The 17,709-nt window shown below is 46.6% G+C and carries 15 protein-coding genes and 1 pseudogene; 9 read left to right on the forward strand and 7 right to left on the reverse strand.

From position 1 onward, the window contains the following. Positions 1-16 precede the first annotated feature (16 nt). Both ribH and ACEW8S_RS05645 read right to left on the reverse strand, forming a co-directional pair. Complete coding sequence (gene ribH, locus ACEW8S_RS05640) at positions 17-499, reverse strand: 6,7-dimethyl-8-ribityllumazine synthase (RefSeq protein WP_373517205.1); 483 nt, start codon at positions 497-499, stop codon at positions 17-19. A gap of 50 nt (positions 500-549) precedes the next feature. Beyond that, complete coding sequence (locus tag ACEW8S_RS05645; RefSeq protein WP_373517220.1) at positions 550-1,317, reverse strand: tol-pal system YbgF family protein; 768 nt, start codon at positions 1,315-1,317, stop codon at positions 550-552. Between the two features lie 327 nt (positions 1,318-1,644). Here ACEW8S_RS05645 and ACEW8S_RS05650 point away from each other — a divergent pair, with 327 nt between their 5' ends. The 3 genes from ACEW8S_RS05650 to ACEW8S_RS05660 all read left to right on the forward strand — a co-directional run bounded on the left by ACEW8S_RS05650 (position 1,645) and on the right by ACEW8S_RS05660 (position 3,588). After that, positions 1,645-2,724 carry a DNA replication/repair protein RecF gene (locus ACEW8S_RS05650; RefSeq protein ID WP_373517206.1) on the forward strand — a complete coding sequence of 360 codons (1,080 nt, stop codon included), beginning with the start codon at positions 1,645-1,647 and terminating at the stop codon, positions 2,722-2,724. Between the two features lie 118 nt (positions 2,725-2,842). Continuing rightward, positions 2,843-3,262: a hypothetical protein gene (locus ACEW8S_RS05655; RefSeq protein ID WP_373517207.1), complete on the forward strand. Its 420-nt coding sequence runs from the start codon at positions 2,843-2,845 to the stop codon at positions 3,260-3,262. Positions 3,263-3,291: 29 nt separating this feature from the next. Further along, complete coding sequence (locus ACEW8S_RS05660; protein ID WP_373517208.1) at positions 3,292-3,588, forward strand: DUF721 domain-containing protein; 297 nt, start codon at positions 3,292-3,294, stop codon at positions 3,586-3,588. Between the two features lie 5 nt (positions 3,589-3,593). Here the strand turns inward: ACEW8S_RS05660 and ACEW8S_RS05665 are convergent, their stop codons facing one another. Beyond that, on the reverse strand, positions 3,594-4,013 hold the full coding sequence (locus ACEW8S_RS05665) for a nucleoside-diphosphate kinase (protein WP_373517209.1): 420 nt from the start codon (positions 4,011-4,013) through the stop codon (positions 3,594-3,596). A gap of 70 nt (positions 4,014-4,083) precedes the next feature. Between ACEW8S_RS05665 and ACEW8S_RS05670 the strand changes: the two genes are divergently transcribed. From ACEW8S_RS05670 to ACEW8S_RS05680, 3 genes are all read left to right on the forward strand, one after another. Then, positions 4,084-5,103: a bifunctional oligoribonuclease/PAP phosphatase NrnA gene (locus tag ACEW8S_RS05670; RefSeq protein ID WP_373517210.1), complete on the forward strand. Its 1,020-nt coding sequence runs from the start codon at positions 4,084-4,086 to the stop codon at positions 5,101-5,103. Between the two features lie 204 nt (positions 5,104-5,307). Then, positions 5,308-5,856: a gliding motility-associated peptidyl-prolyl isomerase GldI gene (gene gldI, locus ACEW8S_RS05675; RefSeq protein WP_373517211.1), complete on the forward strand. Its 549-nt coding sequence runs from the start codon at positions 5,308-5,310 to the stop codon at positions 5,854-5,856. Between the two features lie 140 nt (positions 5,857-5,996). Further along, a complete protein-coding gene (locus ACEW8S_RS05680; protein WP_373517212.1) occupies positions 5,997-7,109 on the forward strand; it encodes a peptidylprolyl isomerase in 1,113 nt (370 codons plus the stop codon). A gap of 46 nt (positions 7,110-7,155) precedes the next feature. Here ACEW8S_RS05680 and ACEW8S_RS05685 read toward each other — a convergent pair whose 3' ends face one another. Next, positions 7,156-7,623 (reverse strand): CBS domain-containing protein, encoded by a 468-nt coding sequence (locus ACEW8S_RS05685; protein WP_373517213.1) that lies wholly within the window; start codon positions 7,621-7,623, stop codon positions 7,156-7,158. 180 nt (positions 7,624-7,803) lie between these two features. Continuing rightward, positions 7,804-9,264 carry an aminoacyl-histidine dipeptidase gene (locus ACEW8S_RS05690; RefSeq protein ID WP_373517214.1) on the reverse strand — a complete coding sequence of 487 codons (1,461 nt, stop codon included), beginning with the start codon at positions 9,262-9,264 and terminating at the stop codon, positions 7,804-7,806. A 133-nt stretch (positions 9,265-9,397) separates the two neighbouring features. On the opposite strand from ACEW8S_RS05690, the gene ACEW8S_RS05695 reads away from it, so the two are divergent. The 3 genes from ACEW8S_RS05695 to ACEW8S_RS05705 are packed head-to-tail and all read left to right on the forward strand — an operon-like array spanning position 9,398 to position 14,773. After that, a complete protein-coding gene (locus tag ACEW8S_RS05695) occupies positions 9,398-10,495 on the forward strand; it encodes a DUF3810 domain-containing protein (protein ID WP_373517215.1) in 1,098 nt (365 codons plus the stop codon). Beyond that, a complete protein-coding gene (locus ACEW8S_RS05700; protein ID WP_373517216.1) occupies positions 10,492-13,461 on the forward strand; it encodes an amidohydrolase family protein in 2,970 nt (989 codons plus the stop codon). Before ACEW8S_RS05695 ends, ACEW8S_RS05700 begins: the two co-directional genes overlap by 4 nt. A gap of 16 nt (positions 13,462-13,477) precedes the next feature. Further along, positions 13,478-14,773: an amidohydrolase family protein gene (locus ACEW8S_RS05705; RefSeq protein ID WP_373517217.1), complete on the forward strand. Its 1,296-nt coding sequence runs from the start codon at positions 13,478-13,480 to the stop codon at positions 14,771-14,773. A 190-nt stretch (positions 14,774-14,963) separates the two neighbouring features. Here the strand turns inward: ACEW8S_RS05705 and ACEW8S_RS05710 are convergent, their stop codons facing one another. Together ACEW8S_RS05710 and ACEW8S_RS05715 are read right to left on the reverse strand one after the other, a co-directional pair. After that, positions 14,964-16,154, reverse strand: coding sequence for a molybdopterin molybdotransferase MoeA (locus ACEW8S_RS05710; protein ID WP_373517218.1), 1,191 nt, complete (start codon positions 16,152-16,154; stop codon positions 14,964-14,966). A gap of 213 nt (positions 16,155-16,367) precedes the next feature. Continuing rightward, positions 16,368-17,709, reverse strand: a pseudogene (locus ACEW8S_RS05715) (heme-binding protein); the annotation flags it as partial.

Here is a 17,709-nt window from a genome sequence, read left to right on the forward strand (position 1 = left end):
CAAAATTTGTTAACTTTTACCTCCCAAGCAGTGCCATTTTGATGGCCGCAATCGCTGCTTCGGTACCTTTGTTCCCGTGTTTTCCACCGCTGCGTTCCTGCGCCTGTTGTAGATTGTCGTCGGTAAGTACACAGAAAATGACGGGTATATCCCCGTTAACGTTGAGGTCCATGATGCCTTTTGCGGTCGCGCCGCATACGAAATCAAAATGTTTGGTTTCCCCTTGTATTACACTGCCAATAGCGATAACGGCATCCACTTTTTGGGAGGATATCATCTTTTTGCAGCCGAATGTCAGTTCAAAACTGCCGGGCACGTTCCAGCGGAGGATATTTTTTTCCAAGGCTCCACAATCCACCAAAGCATCATGGGCTCCCGAATACAAACCTTCGGTGATTTCGGGGTTCCACTCGGATACCACAATTCCGAAACGAAGATTTTTCGCATTCGGAATAGTCGATTTGTCGTAAACGGAAAGGTTTTTATTAGCCGTAGCCATCGTTCAAATGTATTCTTTGCTAGGTCCTATTAAATTCGCCAAGTGAAATTTTATATTCCACCTTCCGCCATCCCGATAAAGGCATCGATGTTTCTGGCAGCATCCGAGGCAGGATACTCCTCTTTTATCCTTTGAAAGTATTGTAGGGCTTTATCGTTTTGGTTGAGTTCCAGGGCGGTAATCCCTGCCTTATAAAGATATTTGGGCGCGGTGTAATCGTTATCACTGTGATTAATGGCCTTTGCGTAATAGCCTAAGGCATCATCGGGTTGGCCGAGCTGCATAAAGGCATCTCCGATTCCCCCTTTAGCCATGGCGCCCAAAATAGCATCGACGGAATTAAATTTTTCTAAATGGGATATGGCTTCCTGATATTTTTGTAGGTTCAGATATGACATTCCAGCGGAATAATTGGCAAGGTTTGCGGCCCGGGTACCACGATATTCGTCGATGATATCCAAAAATCCGTATTTGCCTTCGCCGCCGTTCAGTGCTAGGTTGTAGAGGGAGTCTTTTGCGGTCGTATTGGTCAGGGCCTGGTCAAAATACTGCTGTGGATAATACATTTCGTTGGATGCGCTCGTCTCCTTGGGCTTTTCGACAAATTGTACATAGGCCAGATAGCCCAGCACTCCCACGGCGACTACCCCGATAAGGCCCAAAATGTAGTTTTGGTTTTTCGAGACCCAGGCCTCCGTTCGCGATGCACCTTCGTCAAGCGTACTGAAAACCTCGGCGGTGGCACTTTCCTGCTCCAAACGTTCCTGTTCCTCTTCCTTGTTCTTTGGTTTGAATCCCCTTTTCTTATATGTGGCCATGGTCGTTTTCTTAAAGTCGCGCAAAAATAAAGTTTTTATCGAAAACCGAAAGGGTATTTATTCGTTATTTTTGGGGATTTGTATTTGTCGTGAACATTATTGTCCTAGTTTTATGGGCAAACCACTGTTTTTATAGTTACCGAAATGCGATGCAATTAGTTACCAAAATACGATGCAATGGCTTGGGACACTGTATGGGCAGCAGCTAGGAAAAATCTATTGATCCTAAAAAAAAGTCTGAAATATAGGTCGTTTAGCCCTACGTTTTTCAGAAGCAGTAACAATGTTTAAATTCACTTCAACGTCTAAATCCCATATCAAACCCCGATGTTTTTAAAACGATTGTCCCTTTTTAACTATAAAAATTTCGAATCCCAAGACTTTGCGTTTGATGACAAGATAAATTGTATTGTCGGCCCCAACGGTATCGGCAAGACCAATGTGCTTGACGCGATATACCATCTATGCTTCGGAAAGGGCTACTTCAATCCCATTTCAACGCAGAACATCAAACATGAGGAGGATTTCTTCGTAATCGATGGGGAATTCGAAAAGAACGATCGGCAAGAAAAAATCGTATGTAGCCTTAAACGGGGAACAAAGAAAATTATTAAGCGCAACGGAAAAATCTATGATCGGCTGTTGGACCACATCGGGCTCCTTCCCTTGGTCATCATATCCCCGGCGGACCGTGATCTTATCATCGAAGGCAGCGAAACACGTCGCAAGTTTATGGATGGGGTTATCGCACAATCCGACCAAATATATCTGCAAGACCTTATTAAGTATAACAAGATACTTGCGCAACGGAACTCGTTGTTGAAATACTTCGCCGCAAACCATACCTACGACGCGGCGACCTTATCCGTATACAACGAACAGTTGAACACCTACGGTACGGATATTTTTAACAAACGTGTGGAGTTTCTTGAGGCTTTTATCCCTATTTTTAAAGCCCAATATATCGCGATTTCAGGCGGTAACGAAGAAGTTTCGCTTTTATATGACAGTAAACTACTTGAAGAGGGACTTTTTGATCTCCTGAAAAATAATATAGAGAGGGATAGGGGCTTACAGTATACCTCCGTGGGCATACATAAAGATGATCTGGGGTTTGAGATAGCCGGCCATCCCATTAAAAAATTCGGGAGCCAAGGGCAACAGAAGTCCTTTTTGATCGCCCTGAAGTTTGCGCAGTTCCAGTTTATCAAAGAGCAGTCTAAAACTACCCCGATTTTGCTTTTGGATGATATTTTCGATAAGTTGGACGAGAACCGGGTCTCCCATATCGTATCCTTGGTCAACAACGAGAATTTCGGACAGATTTTTATCAGCGACACTCACGCCGAACGCACGGAAAATGTGGTGAAACAGATACATCAGTCCTACAAAATTTTCAGATTGTGATTGGGGAAATGAACGATTGAAAAATGGCATTCCACTTACCGCTATGCGTTTTTCGCCCAAAATTTTGGGACGTATAGCATTCGGAAAATAGCTTTGCCCTTTTATAGTTAATTTGGAAATGACTAAAATTGTTTTACTAGGATGGCTCTTTATTTTCTTCGGATGTTCCAGCGGCGTATCCAAAGAAGACCTGTCCCAGCTCAACGGCTATTGGGAAATAGAGCAAGTGGTTTTTCCGGATGGTAACTCCAAAGAGTATAAAGTGAGTACTACGATCGATTATATACAAATGGAAGGGTTGAAGGGATTCCGGAAAAAGGTGAGTCCGAAATTCGATGGTACCTATGAAACGTCGGATGACGCCGAGACATTTACAATTTTGGAAACTGATGGAAGTTTTACCATCAACTACAAAACCGAACTCAGCGAATGGTCCGAAAAATTGGTAGCCCTTGATGCCGTAACGTTTTCCGTGGTCAATGCGGAAGGTTTGCAATACGATTACAAGCGTTTTGAACCGATTTCGATTGAAAAATAGAATTATTAAACTTCAACCCATAATCCGAAATGGCAAAACGAAAAAACGACAATCTCAATATGGGCGAGGCCTTGCAGGAGTTCATTAAAGAAAATCACCTTCAAAAGGGGATGGACAAGGTTGATGTCCGCGAGGCCTGGTCGAACCTGATGGGTAATGGGGTAAGTAACTACACTACTGCCGTTGAACTGCGCGGCGATACCCTTTTCGTTTCCCTATCCTCTTCGGTGCTCCGCGAGGAGCTCAGTTTGGGAAAATCGAAGATTATCACCATGCTCAATGAGGAACTCGGCCGGAATTTGGTAAAAAAGTTGGTGCTGCGTTGAGGGAATTAATAAATATCCCTACCCGAAAAATGAAACGCCCCTTCGATAGCGGCATTTTCATCGCTATCAGAACCATGTACTGCGTTCTCGGCGATATCCGTTGCATATAACTTACGGATGGTGCCCTCTGCGGCATCCTCAGGGTTTGTCGCTCCGATCAATGCCCGAAAATCCTCGACCGCATTTTCCTTTTCAAGAATGGCGGAAACAATGGGGCCACGGGTCATAAAATCCACCAGTTCGTCGAAAAAAGGACGTTCTTTGTGAATCGCATAGAATTCTTGGGCATCCCTCCTGCTCAACTGGGTGTATCTCATCGCGATAATCTTAAAGCCGGCGGAAGTTATTTTTTCCAAAATACCACCGATATGGCCATTTTCTACCGCATCGGGCTTAATCATCGTAAAAGTTCTATGTGTCGTCATTTTTCAAATTTTGGCAAAAGTACGCTTTCTTAGGCAATGTATAAAAGTTTTAAACCCTATCTTTGCCCGCATGAATTTTGAAGACATCCAAGCGGTCAAAAAGCTACTTTCCGAACCGCAAAAAATTGTAATCGTACCGCATAAGAATCCCGATGGCGACGCCATTGGTTCGACCCTGGCCCTATGGCATTATTTAAGGCATAGAGGCCAGGAGGCAACCGTTATAGTACCGAACGACTATCCCAAGTTCTTAAAATGGATGTCCGGCAACGACCAGATCCTCAATTTTGAAAAGGAAAACTCCCAGGCCAAGTCCAAGATCGAAGCCGCCACTGTAATCTTTACGCTTGATTTCAACCATCTCGGAAGAATCGGACAAATGGAAGAGCCTCTTACAAAGTTGACAGTCCCTTTTGTCATGATCGACCATCACCAAGAGCCATCCGATTATGCAGAGATCATGTACTCCGATGTAACGATGAGCTCCACTTGTGAAATGGTCTATAATTTGATCGAATATCTGGGTGATGCCGATGCTATCACTCCCGAAATGGCGAGTTGTCTCTATACCGGTATCATGACCGATACGGGATCCTTTAAATTTTCGTCCACCACCGCAAAAACCCATCGGGTTGCCGCCCAGCTTATTGAAAAGGGAGCGGAAAGCACAGCGATTCACCACCGTGTTTTCGACACCAATACTCCCGGCAGACTTCATCTTCTGGGCACCGCTTTGAACAATATGGTCATTTTGGAGGATTATAAGACCGCCTATATTACCCTAAGCCAAGAGGAACTCGACGCCCATAAATACCAAAAAGGCGATACCGAGGGTTTTGTGAATTATGGACTTACGTTGGAAGGTATTATCTTTGCCGCGATTTTTATCGAAAATAAAGAGGAAGGTATCATCAAGATATCCTTCCGTTCCGCAGGGGATTTTTCCGTCAACGAGTTTGCGCGGAAGCATTTTGAGGGCGGGGGACATACCAACGCCGCTGGTGGAAAAAGTGATACATCATTGGTGGAAACGGCTACTTATTTTGAGTCGCTTCTGGGTGATTATGCCGAGGAGCTTGCTAGACCTTAAATATGGGACTTAAGATTTGAGACTTAAGGCTAAAGGCTTGACATTTGAGAAAAATCACAAGTTGGGAGTTACAGTGCACAAATTTCGAATTGGAACTTAATTATTAAACATATGGCCAGTAAACCTCAGGCTGGACCGAACTTTGGAATTTGTTACTTGGGTTTTGGAATTTTTAAAAGGATGATGTTTCAAACTTATAAAATAATGCAATCCGGTTCAGTACTCTTATTGGTGCTGGGTTTTCTCAGCTGTGGCGGTCCCGAACCACGTAGGCCGGTGGAGGTAAAATCGGGTAGTTTCTTTAAGGCATCCGTCGAACGCAGTAAGGCCCTTTTGGCGAAGGAGGAAAAAAACATCCTGGAAATCATTGAAAAAGATTCGGCCAACGACTACGTGCACAGTACCGCAGGGTCTTGGTACCGTTTCGACGTCGTAAACGCAGAAGCGGAATATACCCCCCAACCTGACGATTTGGTAGTCATGACTTATAACGTAATCGGTTTAAATAACGATACCATATACACAAAGGAGGATATCGGCGTTCTTACGTATAAAGTGGACAAGCAAGATTTGTTTCCCGGATTGCGAAATAGCGTAAAGTTGTTAAAAGAAGGTGAAACGGCGACATTTTTATTTCCATCGTCCTTAGCTTACGGGTATCATGGTGACGATGAAAAAATTGGGGTCAACGTTCCGATTAAAGTCACGCTATCCATCTTAAAAATTGAAAAACATCGGGATGGCGTTCAGTAGGAAAATTAAACGAAAACCCAGGTAAAGTGAACAGTAGGCCATTACCTCATTTTTAAATCAATAAACCCACTTGAATGACGGGCAAATTTTTAAATCATAATCTCTTCAAATCAATAAATCCTCAAATTAAAATTCAACACATGAAAAAAGTATATTTTTTAATGACGCTCGCGATTGCCCTGACCGGCTGCAAAAGCCAATACGCTGAATTGGGCGATGGATTGTTCGCCGATATCCAGACCTCGAAAGGAGATATCATCGTAAAATTGGAATATGAAAAGACTCCGGTCACGGTGGCCAATTTTATTACCTTGGCCGAAGGCACGAGCCCTTTTGTTTCCGATAGTCTAAAGGGAAAACCGTATTACGACGGAATCATCTTTCACCGGGTCATGAAGGACTTTATGATCCAGACCGGTGATCCGACCGGAACGGGCAGGGGCAACCCCGGTTATAAATTTATGGACGAGTTCAACGATTCGCTGAAACACGATAAAAAAGGTATTCTTTCCATGGCCAATTCGGGTCCCACCACTAACGGAAGCCAATTCTTTATAACGCACAAGCCAACCCCATTTCTAGATGGACGGCACACCGTATTCGGTCATGTTGTCGAAGGTATTGATGTGGTCGACTCCATTGCCAATGTAGAAACCAGCCAAGAACAGATGAGTAAGGATAAGCCTTTGGTCGATATTAAGATGGACAAAGTGTCGATTGTCCGCAACGGAAAAGCAGCGAAAAATTTCGATGCCGTTCAGGTGTTTTCCGATTATTTTAAGGAAGAAGAAGCACGAATTGCGGCCTTCGAAAAAATGAAAGCCGATTTTGTTGCAGCCATTGCCGAGCAAAAGGAAAGGGCCGAGACATTGCCGTCGGGCCTAAAAGTTTTGAAACTGGAGGAAGGTAACGGGGAAAAACCGAAAGTCGGTCAAAAAGTAAATGTTTACTATGCCGGCTATTTAGAAGATGGGGCGCTTTTTGACAGTAATAATGAAGAGGTGGCCAAAAAGTATGATATGTTCGACGACCGTAGAAAGCAGGGCGGCGGCTATCAGCCTATTCCCATGGAATACAGTCCAGATGCCCAGCTTATCGCGGGGTTCAAAGAAGGGCTACAACAGATGAAAATTGGTGACAAGATACGTTTGTTCATTCCTTCCCATCTGGGTTATGGTCCCCAAGGAACTGGTCCAATCCCTCCAAACGCCGATTTGGTCTTCGATTTGGAAATCACCGGTATCGCAGAATAGGGCATAGTATTCAAACGTAGCGACGGGGGATGAAAATTTTCGGTCGCTACTTCCACCAACGCTGTGACTTCATTTTTACGGTAGCCTTTAGAATATCCTTCTGTGAAATCTGTCCGACCAACTTGCCATTTTCCAAAATGGGAAATCGGCGTCGTTTGTCGTTCAGAAACTTGTTGGCGGCATCAAAAATGTTCATGTTGCCATCAATGGTCTCTACATTCCTGATCATATGCTGCTCGACCAGACGATTTTCCATGGGTAGGTTGTGGTATCTGCTTTCACTAACGTGTTTGATGCAATCTCCTTCAGAAATAATGCCTACCAGTTCATTTTTTTCATTGACTACGGGGCCACCGGAAATTTTGTGGCGAATAAGTGCCTGAATGACCTCCTCAACGGATTGTTCGGGACGGAACGTAATCAATTTGCGGGTCATGTAGTCGTTGACGGTCATTAGGGTCTCATCGAGATTTTCGGATTTCTTTCTTGGCCCTTGAAAACTTTTTATTCCCATGACGTTCGATTTTGTAGTTAAACTCTTATAAAGATACTGAATTATAGGATGTTGCACAAGCCAAAATTGCCCGATAAGGCCAGTCCGTTCAAATCGGGGGGAACTATAAGTTGCCATTTCCTGCCTTTACCAAAAGAAGGGGAGCTTTTAAAAAAACCTAGATAACACTGTCAAACTTGATTATTTCTTTGGCGCATCCTCTAGAACGGACAACAAAAATTTCCAGAATTTCTGCACTGACGGTATGCTGACCCGTTCGTCGGGAGAGTGGGCCCCATTAATAGTAGGACCAAAGCTGATCATATCCAAATCGGGATAGTTTTGGCTTAATATGCCGCATTCCAAGCCTGCATGGCAAGCGTCCACCTTGGGCTTGTCATTGAACAGTGTTTCATATTTTTTCTTGAGAACTTTCAATATTTCGGAATCGGGGTTGGGAGTCCACCCAGGGTATTCCCCACCAAACTTGACGTCACAACGTGCCAGTTCGAATGTGGATCTCAAGGCGTTGGCCAGGTCCATTTTTGCCGAATCGACCGAAGAACGGGTCAGGCAATTGATGAGGATCGCCCCGTCTTTGACCTCTACCCGCGCGATGTTGTTCGAGGTCTCTACCAAATCGGGAATGGTCGCGCTCATGGCATAAACGCCGTTATAGGCCGCATAGATTCCCTTTAACAATCGTTCTTGCGCGCCAAGACCCATAATCATGTGCGGTGCGGAAGTTTGTTCGAGGGTTATTGCCAGCGTCGGTTCCAAGGTTTGCAGCTCTTTTTTGATGGTAGCCGCCAATTTCATCATCGCGGTCTCGAACTCCTCATTCTGTGATTTTAGAACGACCAGTTTGGCCACGCTTTCACGGGGAATGGCATTTCGGAGTCCCCCACCATCGATTTCCGCCAGGCGCATCATGAAATTGTTGGAAGCATGGTACAGCAACCGGTTCATGATCTTGTTCGCATTGCCCAGTCCACGATGGATGTCAATACCGCTATGGCCACCTTGTAGTCCCTTGACTTTTATTTCATACGGAGTAACGGCCCTAGGAACTGGTTTTCCGTTGTATCTTCTTGTGGCGGTCACGTCGATACCGCCGGCACAGCCGATATCGAGCTCATCATCTTCTTCCGTATCAAGGTTCAAAAGGATTTTCCCCTGAAGAACGCCTCCTTTAAGTCCCATTGCGCCGGTCATTCCGGTTTCTTCATCTATCGTAAAAAGGGCTTCCAAAGCAGGGTGCTTGATGTCTTTGCTCTCCAATAGGACCATGATAGCGGCTACGCCCATGCCGTTATCCGCACCGAGGGTGGTGCCGTCGGCCTTGACCCAATCGTCGTCAACCCTCATTTTTATGCCTTGGGTGTCAAAATCGAACTCCGTATCCGCATTTTTTTGGTGTACCATATCAAGGTGGGACTGTAGGGTAATCATCTTACGGTCGTCCATACCCTTGCTGGCCAGTTTCCTTATGATGACGTTGCCCACGGCATCCTTCAAGGTTTCCAAGTCGAGGGATTTTCCGAAGTCCATCATAAATTGAATGATCTTTTCTTCTTTTTGGGAAGGTCTTGGAACCGCGTTCAGGTCTGCAAATTTGTTCCAGATAGCCTTGGGCTCCAATTTTCGTATCGCTTCGTTCATAGGGATGTTGTTTTTTCCAAAAATACGCAGCCAAAAATTGATACCACATATTATTGGTTAATTTTGGCGCATAAAATGGAGAATTGATACGAACGGGTCCGTTTTTAAAGCCTGAACAAAAGTTACTATCCCAGTGAAGGACAAATTAAGGAATGGCATTGCCCTTAGCCTAGTACCGCAGTTGCTAATTGTATTTTGGCTAGGCAATCGACCCGATCTGGTCGAATCCTATTACAGCAAGGGCATCTACCCGGTTATTAGCGAGTTTTTCAGGATTCTTTTTGGATGGATTCCCTTTTCGATAGGGGAGACTATCTATACGCTATTGATCATACTGGCCGTTCGCTATGTATTCAAAAACCGGCGAAGAATTAAAAAACATCCTTGGCTTTTCCTTAGGAACGTTGTACTGGTGTTTTCCGTTTTCTACTTCACCTTCAATTGGGTGTGGGCCCTCAATTATTACCGAATCCCGATAGCGGAACAATTCGCTATCCGCGACAGCGTAACCCCTTCCGAAGTCGTCGACCTGACGGAACAACTGATTTTAAAGACCAATCGGCTGCAACTGGAAATTACCGGGGACAGTACCGAAATGGTAGAAGTGCCCTACGATCGCGAAGCAATCTTCGACAAAACGGTTGAAGCGTACGGCCGTATACAAAAGGAACTCCCTTTTCTCGCCTATCCGTTTCCCAGCCTTAAAAAAGCGACCCTAGGCGCCTTGGCCAGCTATATGGGCATCGGAGGCTATCTGAACCCTTTCACGAATGAGGCGCAGGTCAACGGCCTGACTCCCGTCTTCCGACTTCCGGTAGTCACCGCCCATGAAATCGGACATCAAATAGGCTATGCGAAAGAGAACGAGACCAACTTTATCGGCTATCTGGTCACCATGAAAAACGAGGATATCCATTTTCAATATTCCGCCGCGGCCTATGCCCTGAGCCATTGTCTTAGCGCCGTCCGCCGTACGGACGAACAACAATTCGAAAAGCTATTCGCCAAGGTGAATACAGGGGTCCAAGAGAATTATAGGGAATTGTACGAATTCAACTTAAAATACGCCAACCCCTTCGAACCCGTTTTTAAATCCATCTTCAGCACTTTCCTAAAAGCTAACCAACAGAAGGATGGCATCAAGAGCTATAGCAAGATCGTGGAACTGATGGTAGGATATCATGATAAGTTTCCTATTTTTAGGCCCGACGAAAACAACTACGATAAATGAGAAAAATAAAACTGTTGATGCTCGCGCTTTTGGCGGGTTCTACCTTTTCTTTTGCACAGGAATACTTTCCGAAAAATGACGGCGTCAAGGCCGAGAACAACAATTACACGGCGCTTACTAACGCCAAGATATACGTAACTCCAACGGAAGTCGTAAATGGGGGAACGCTGCTGTTTCGAAAAGGCAAGATAGTCGCGGTCGGCAAATCGGTTACCTTGCCGAAAAACACGGTGGTGGTGGATGTCAGCGGGAAATCCGTCTATCCTTCCTTCATCGATGTCTACTCCGGTTTCGGGGTAGAAAAACCGGAAAAAGTAAAATCCGATGGGCGTTCCGCGGAGTTCGATGCCTCTCGGGAAGGTTTTTATTGGAACGACCATATCATGCCCGAAAACGATGCCATTGCCAAGTTCGAATACGATGATAAAGTAGCCAAAACCCTAAGGGAGGTGGGGTTTGGAGTAGTTAACTCCCACATACAGGATGGTATCGCCCGGGGAACTGGAGTGCTTGTCGCCCTGAACGGCGCTGGAAACAATGGCGATCGTATCATAGACGACAGATCCGCCCAGTATTTTTCCTTTGCAAAAAGTATCGCAAAAAAACAATCCTACCCCACATCCTTGATGGGAGCCATGGCCTTATTGCGCCAAATGTATTACGATGCCGATTGGTACGCCAAAGGCAATATCGGGACCAAGGACCGCTCCCTTGAAGCCCTCAATAAAAACAAGGGTCTCGTTCAGATATTCGAGGCAGACGATAAGGGCAATGTCATCCGGGCCGATGGGATCGGAGACGCTTTTGGAATACAATACGCCATTTTAGGCGGTGGTGACGAATACGAGCGGGTGGCCGATATCAAGGCGACGAACGCCCAATTGATTCTGCCCTTGAATTTCCCGGAGGCCTACGATGTTTCCGATCCCTATACTTCGGGATATGTGAATTTAAAGGATATGCGCCATTGGAACCAGGGGCCGGCCAATCCGAAAATTTTGGCGGACAACGGAATCGCTTTTTCCTTTACGCTGCACGATCTGAAAACTCCCGCCGATTTTAAGGAAAAATTAATGAAAGCCATTGCATACGGACTGCCCAAAACCAAGGCCTTGGAAGCGTTGACCACTGTCCCCGCACAGATTCTAGGGAAGTCGACCATACTAGGTTCGTTGCAAAAGGGCAGTTACGCCAACTTCTTGGTGACTTCGGGAGATGTTTTTGACAAGGAAACGGTACTCTACGAAAACTGGGTGCAAGGCACTAAAAATGTAGTCAACGATTTGACCTTAAGGGATATTCGTGGGGAATATGATCTGTCCGTATCCGGCCAGACCTTCAAACTTTCCGTTAAAGGAAAAATCGGAAGTCCCAAAGTGGAGGTAAAACAGGATACCGCCAAATTGGAGTCCAAATTCAGCTATGCCAACGGGTGGATGGCCCTTTCCTTCGCCACAAAAGATGGTGAAGAAAGTTACCGCATGACCGGACTCATCGATCAGACCTCGGAGGAATTAAGCGGCAAGGCCGTGCTTCCCGATGGTAGCGAAACCGTTTTTAGGGCGGTTAAGACTTCTCCATTTTCCGAAAAGGACACCAAGGAAAAAGAAAAGGATACCCCCGAAATGGTCGCGGTGACCTATCCCAATGTCGGTTACGGTTATTCATCCATCCCCATGCCCGAAAACATCCTCTTTAAAAATGCCACGGTATGGACAAGTGAGGATGCAGGCATCCTAGAAAACACCGACGTACTCGTAAAGGACGGTAAAATCTCCAAAATCGGAAAAGACCTCCGTGGCGGAAACGCCCAAGTCATCGATGCGACGGATAAGCATTTGACGGCAGGTATCATCGACGAGCATAGCCATATTGCGGCCTTGGCCATTAATGAATCAGGACAGAATTCATCCGCCGAGGTGAAGATGACCGATGTGGTCGACCCCGAAGATGTGGGAATCTACTATGCCCTAGCTGGCGGGGTTACCTCCCTTCAACTGCTACATGGTTCTGCGAACCCCATCGGCGGGCGATCCGCTATCCTGAAATTGAAATGGGGAGAAAGTGCGGAGAACATGATCTATGACAACTCCCACAAATTCATCAAGTTTGCCCTCGGCGAAAACGTAAAACAGAGTAATTGGGACAGCCACACCCGTTTTCCACAAACGCGTATGGGCGTCGAACAGGTGTTTACGAACTACTTTCAGCGCGCCAAGGAGTACGGGGCCAAAAAGAAAAGTGGAGAACCGTATCGTACCGACGAGGAAATGGAGACCTTGGTCGAGATCCTAAACGGCGAGCGGTTCATCTCTTGCCATAGTTATGTGCAGAGCGAAATCAATATGATGATGAAGGTCGCGGAGAAATTCGGGTTTCGGATCAATACGTTCACCCATATTCTCGAAGGCTACAAAGTAGCGGACAAAATGGCTGAGCATGGCGTGGGAGCGGGCACGTTCAGCGACTGGTGGGCCTATAAGTACGAGGTGAACGACGCCATCCCCTATAACGCCGCCATCATGCACGATCAGGGTATTACCGTGGCCATTAACAGCGATGATGGTGAGATGATCCGTAGGCTGAACCAAGAGGCGGGCAAAACGATAAAATATGGGGGAATGACCGAACTGGAAGCCTGGAAAATGGTCACCATCAATCCCGCAAAACTCCTGCATCTCGACCATCGAACCGGAAGTATCAAAGAAGGTAAGGATGCCGATCTGGTATTGTGGAGCGACCATCCGTTGTCCGTTTACGCCAAAGCCGAAAAAACGGTCATCGATGGTGCCACTTATTTCGATCTCGAAAAGGACAGGCAACAGCGCGAAGCCATCAAAAAAGAGCGCAACCAACTTATCAATATGATGCTAAAGGAAAAAGCCGAAGGTGGGGAAACCCAAAAACCAAAGCAGGATAAAAAGGAGGCGATGCATTGTGAGAGTGGGCTGGTAGGTATGAAGTAAAAAGTAATATCCGATTATGAAAAAAACAATACAACTAATAGCGTTGGCGATATGCCCGGTGTTTACCGGTATCGCCCAACAAACCCCGGCTCCCGCTCAATCCGAGACGGTAGTCATCGAAGGTGCGACCGCCCATTTGGGCAATGGTGAGGTTGTTGAAAACTCCCTGATCATGTTCGAGGGCGGAAAATTGACCTTTGTGGGTCCCGCCACGACTAAAATTGCCAGAAATGGTACCCAGATAAAGGGAAAGGGCAAACATGTGTACCCTGGTTTCATTGCTCCCAGTACTTCTTTGGGGCTTATTGAAATCAATGCCGTACGGGCCACCGATGACCAGGACGAGCTAGGCGAAATGATTCCCCATGTGCGAAGTCTTATCGCCTATAATGCGGAATCGAAAGTGGTGGAATCCATGCGTCCCAATGGTGTGTTGCTAGGGCAGATTACTCCCATGGGCGGCCGTATTTCTGGTACTTCTTCTATCGTACAGTTCGATGCGTGGAATTGGGAAGATGCTGCGGTAAAGGTCGACGACGGTATCCACTTGCGATGGCCGAGCACCTTTCGCCAGGGGAAATGGTGGGAAGGCGAGGAACGCGGCTACCAACCCAACGAAAAGTATCAAGAACAGGTAACGGAGGTCGAAGTCTTCTTGAAGAACGCCAGGGCGTACGGAGACGGTGCGAAAGAGGACATGAATCCCGCCTTTGCTGCCATGCAGGGCACTTTCGACGGGTCCCAAAAATATTTCGTATATGCCGATGGCGAGAAGGAAATCATCGATGCCGTAACACTGGCCAAAAAATCGGGAGTGAAAAACGTCGTGTTGGTAGGGGGTTATCATGCTTACAAAATCACTAATTTTCTAAAGGAGAACGAGGTACCCGTACTCGTGCAGTTTACCCATAATCTGCCCGTTTTTGAGGATGAGGATTATGACCTGCCCTACAAACTGCCCAAACTTTTAGTCGATGCCGGATTACTTGTCGGCTTGCAGAACGGGGAAGCCTCCAACTTTCAGACCCGTAACCTGGCTTTCTATGCCGGACAGCTTGTGGGGCAGGGAATGGGCAAAGAAAAAGCCCTACAATTGATAACAGGCAACAACGCTAAAATTCTAGGAATCGATGAAAACTACGGTACGTTGGCCGAAGGCAAAAGTGCCACGCTTTTCATATCGGAAGGTGATGCCCTTGATATGCGGAGTAATCAGCTGACCCACGCCTTTATCGATGGCCGTGAAATTTCTTTGGAAACCCATCAGACGGCACTTTGGAAGAAGTATTCTGGGAAGTATGAAGGGGAGTGATATCCCCGATTTTTAACCCCAAAGGAGACGCAAGGGTTTTAAAACAGTATGGTAAAATCCCGTGAGACCGCTTATTAATTTGCTAAAGGATGGAAAATTGTCTACAAAAAAACATACGGGGAAATGGTTTGCCCGCGGCTGGCTGACCTGACAAGTTAAAACCTGTTAAGTATAGATTCCCGATTCCGGTTTAGGCGTAAGGAATAAACCAAAATACATTCCCTTCCGAAATTTCAGATTCTCCCGCTAGCACACGAATAAATCCTTCGGATTTGGTCAAGCTAACCAAATCCCCTGACCCATTACCTTGAACTAATTTAGCATGTAGCCGACCTTCATACCACGCTGTTTTCACTTGAAGAAAAAGCGTCAAAATGGGATGGGGTCGAACAGGTTCGTCCAAAATGACGCTGCGTTTTTTAGGGTCAATTCCTAACGTTTTTGCTAGCCACGGCAAAAAATAGACGTGATAGTTCGCAAAAGTGGATACGGGATTTCCGGGAAAGGAGAATACTACTTTTTGTTCTGCCGATTGAATGCCAAACCAAAAAGGCTTCCCTGGCCGTTGCGCCACCCGATGAAATACTTTTTGAACACCCAAAGCTTCCAAAGCGTCGGGAATAAAATCGAACTTTCCTTTGGATACGCCACCGCTGATCATCAGCACATCGTATTCCGCCAAGGCTTTTCGGAGTTCTTTTTCGATAATCGTCCGGTCATCGGGCAAATGCAATCGGGCAGGGGTAATGCTCGCCTTTTCTAAAGCTGCGGTCAGCGAAAGGGTGTTGGATTTCCGGATTTGGTGGGGTAAGGGCGTTTCGGAAACTTCGACGAGTTCGTTTCCCGTGGAAATGACACAGACCTTGGGCAATTTTTTGACCAACACCTCACTTTTTCCGACCGAGGCGAGGACACCCACAACGGCGGCGGTTATTATTGTCCCTTTCTCCAATAGCACGGCACCTGCTTTTTCATCGCTGCCTTGGGAATGTATGTTTTGGCCTTTGTTCGGTGTTTTGGAAATTGTTACCCATTCGTTTTTGATATCCGTTTCTTCGTACATGATTATAGTGTCGGCGGCTTTCGGAAGTACGGCCCCGGTCATGATCTCAAAACAGTTGGCATCCGAGGAGAGTGTTTTTTGCGCCATGCCTGCACTCAAGGTTCCCTCGATTTTAAAGCGGTCGATTCCCCTTTCGATGGCGGAAAAGTTGATGGCAATACCATCTTTGGTCGAGCGGTCGAAGGGCGGGAAGTCTCGATCGGCCTCGATATCTTCGGCTAGAATACGGCCGGTACCTTGCAGTAGGGTTATACGTTCATCCCCTAAGTTTAAGGGATAATCCAGAACTTTTCGGGATGCTTCGTCGAAAGAAATCATGGTGTGAATGGTGTGATCTGAATCGTATCTGATTTGAAAACTTCGTCATACGTTTAGGTATGGTGCAGCAAACCATTCAAGGCTGGCTTTAACCGCTCTCTACATGAGCGTCTCAAGCTGAACGGCCATTTGGAAACAAGCGGCGAAACCTTTGACCTCGGGAAAGCGTGCCGTGAATTGGTTTGCGTCCGGAACCGGATTTGTCGTATACGATCAAGAACTTTTTTCTTCTTTAAGCCCTGCCAAATATTCGATAAGATCTCGCAATTCCCGCTTTGTAATCAGTTTTCCCATAGCTGGCATCGCCGATGGCATGTTTTCCCTTTTTTCGATGCGTGCAGCGGGAATTTCCAAAGGTTCGGCGGCATTGGTCCGAAGGGTGAGGCCTTCTTCGGTTTCCTGTTCCAAGATGCCGTTCACTTTTTGACCGTCCTTTAAGGTCAGGGCCACGCTGCCGTAGCCGGGTGCCAAACGTGCGCTAGGTTCGATAAGGGATTCCAAAAGCTGTTCGCGGGTAAGCGTGTTTCCGATATTTTCCAAGTGTGGGCCTACGTCGCCTCCTTCTGCGCCAACGGCATGGCATCGCGTACATTGTGCGGTGGGGTTGTTGTTGAAAACCTGCCACCCCTGTCGGGCGTTGCCCCCTTGCAGGGTCTCTTCGTAGGCGGCCAATGGATCTCCACTGTCTTTTGGGGCATCCAATTGGGCGATTAACTTTTCCGAATCCGTCGCTTGAACGGCTTCGGTCAAGTCAAGAACGATACTTTCGTCTAGCTGATCGGCATTCGCCTGGGCAATTAATCTTTCCAGGACATCGCCACTTTTTTCCAAGGGGAGTTTCCCTAAAACACTTAAAAGCTCTTGTTGCTCGCGCACTGATCCATTTTTGAAAATCGGATTGACGATGGCCGGAAGTTTTTCCTTCGAAATATCCATTTGGGGAATCAATCCCAAAGCGGTGGCCCTTACCTGTTGGTCTCTATCTTGCATACCCAATGCCATGGAGGTTTCGATATCCGCGAACTGCAATTCGCCCAAGGCCTTTAAGGCGGCCGATCGTACCTCGGAGGATTTGTTCGTCCGCATTATGCGGAACAATTCAGGATTGTGGGAATCGATGCCGAGGTTGGCCAAGGTCTTCGAAATACCGATCAGGATTTCAGGATTTTTATCCTCCAAAAATAAAGGAATTTCCTTTTCGATTTTTTCCTTGACCGTATTGGCATCCCGTTTTATCTCCCCGCGATACCGGCCATCGACCCGGTCGAGCACGGAAGGTTCGGCCCAAGTACCAATGGCCGCCAGAGCCTCTCCACGTAAAGTATCGGAGACACTTTTTCTTTTGGCAAAGGCAATCAGGTTTTCCAACGCATCATCGCTGCCGACACGCAGTGCGGCGTTGATACCCCTTCGCAACAAAGGCTCTGAAGTGAATTTTTCTACGGTCAGCACATCGGCCAATTCCGGAAGGGCCTTTTCGATGGACCAATCGTCGTTTATGGCACGTGCGGTTTCGGCGACGATGTACTCGTCTTCGTCCTGAAGAAATTTTGCC

The organism is Pricia sp., assembly GCF_041745955.1.
In the GTDB taxonomy this organism is placed as follows: Bacteria; Bacteroidota; Bacteroidia; order Flavobacteriales; family Flavobacteriaceae; genus Pricia.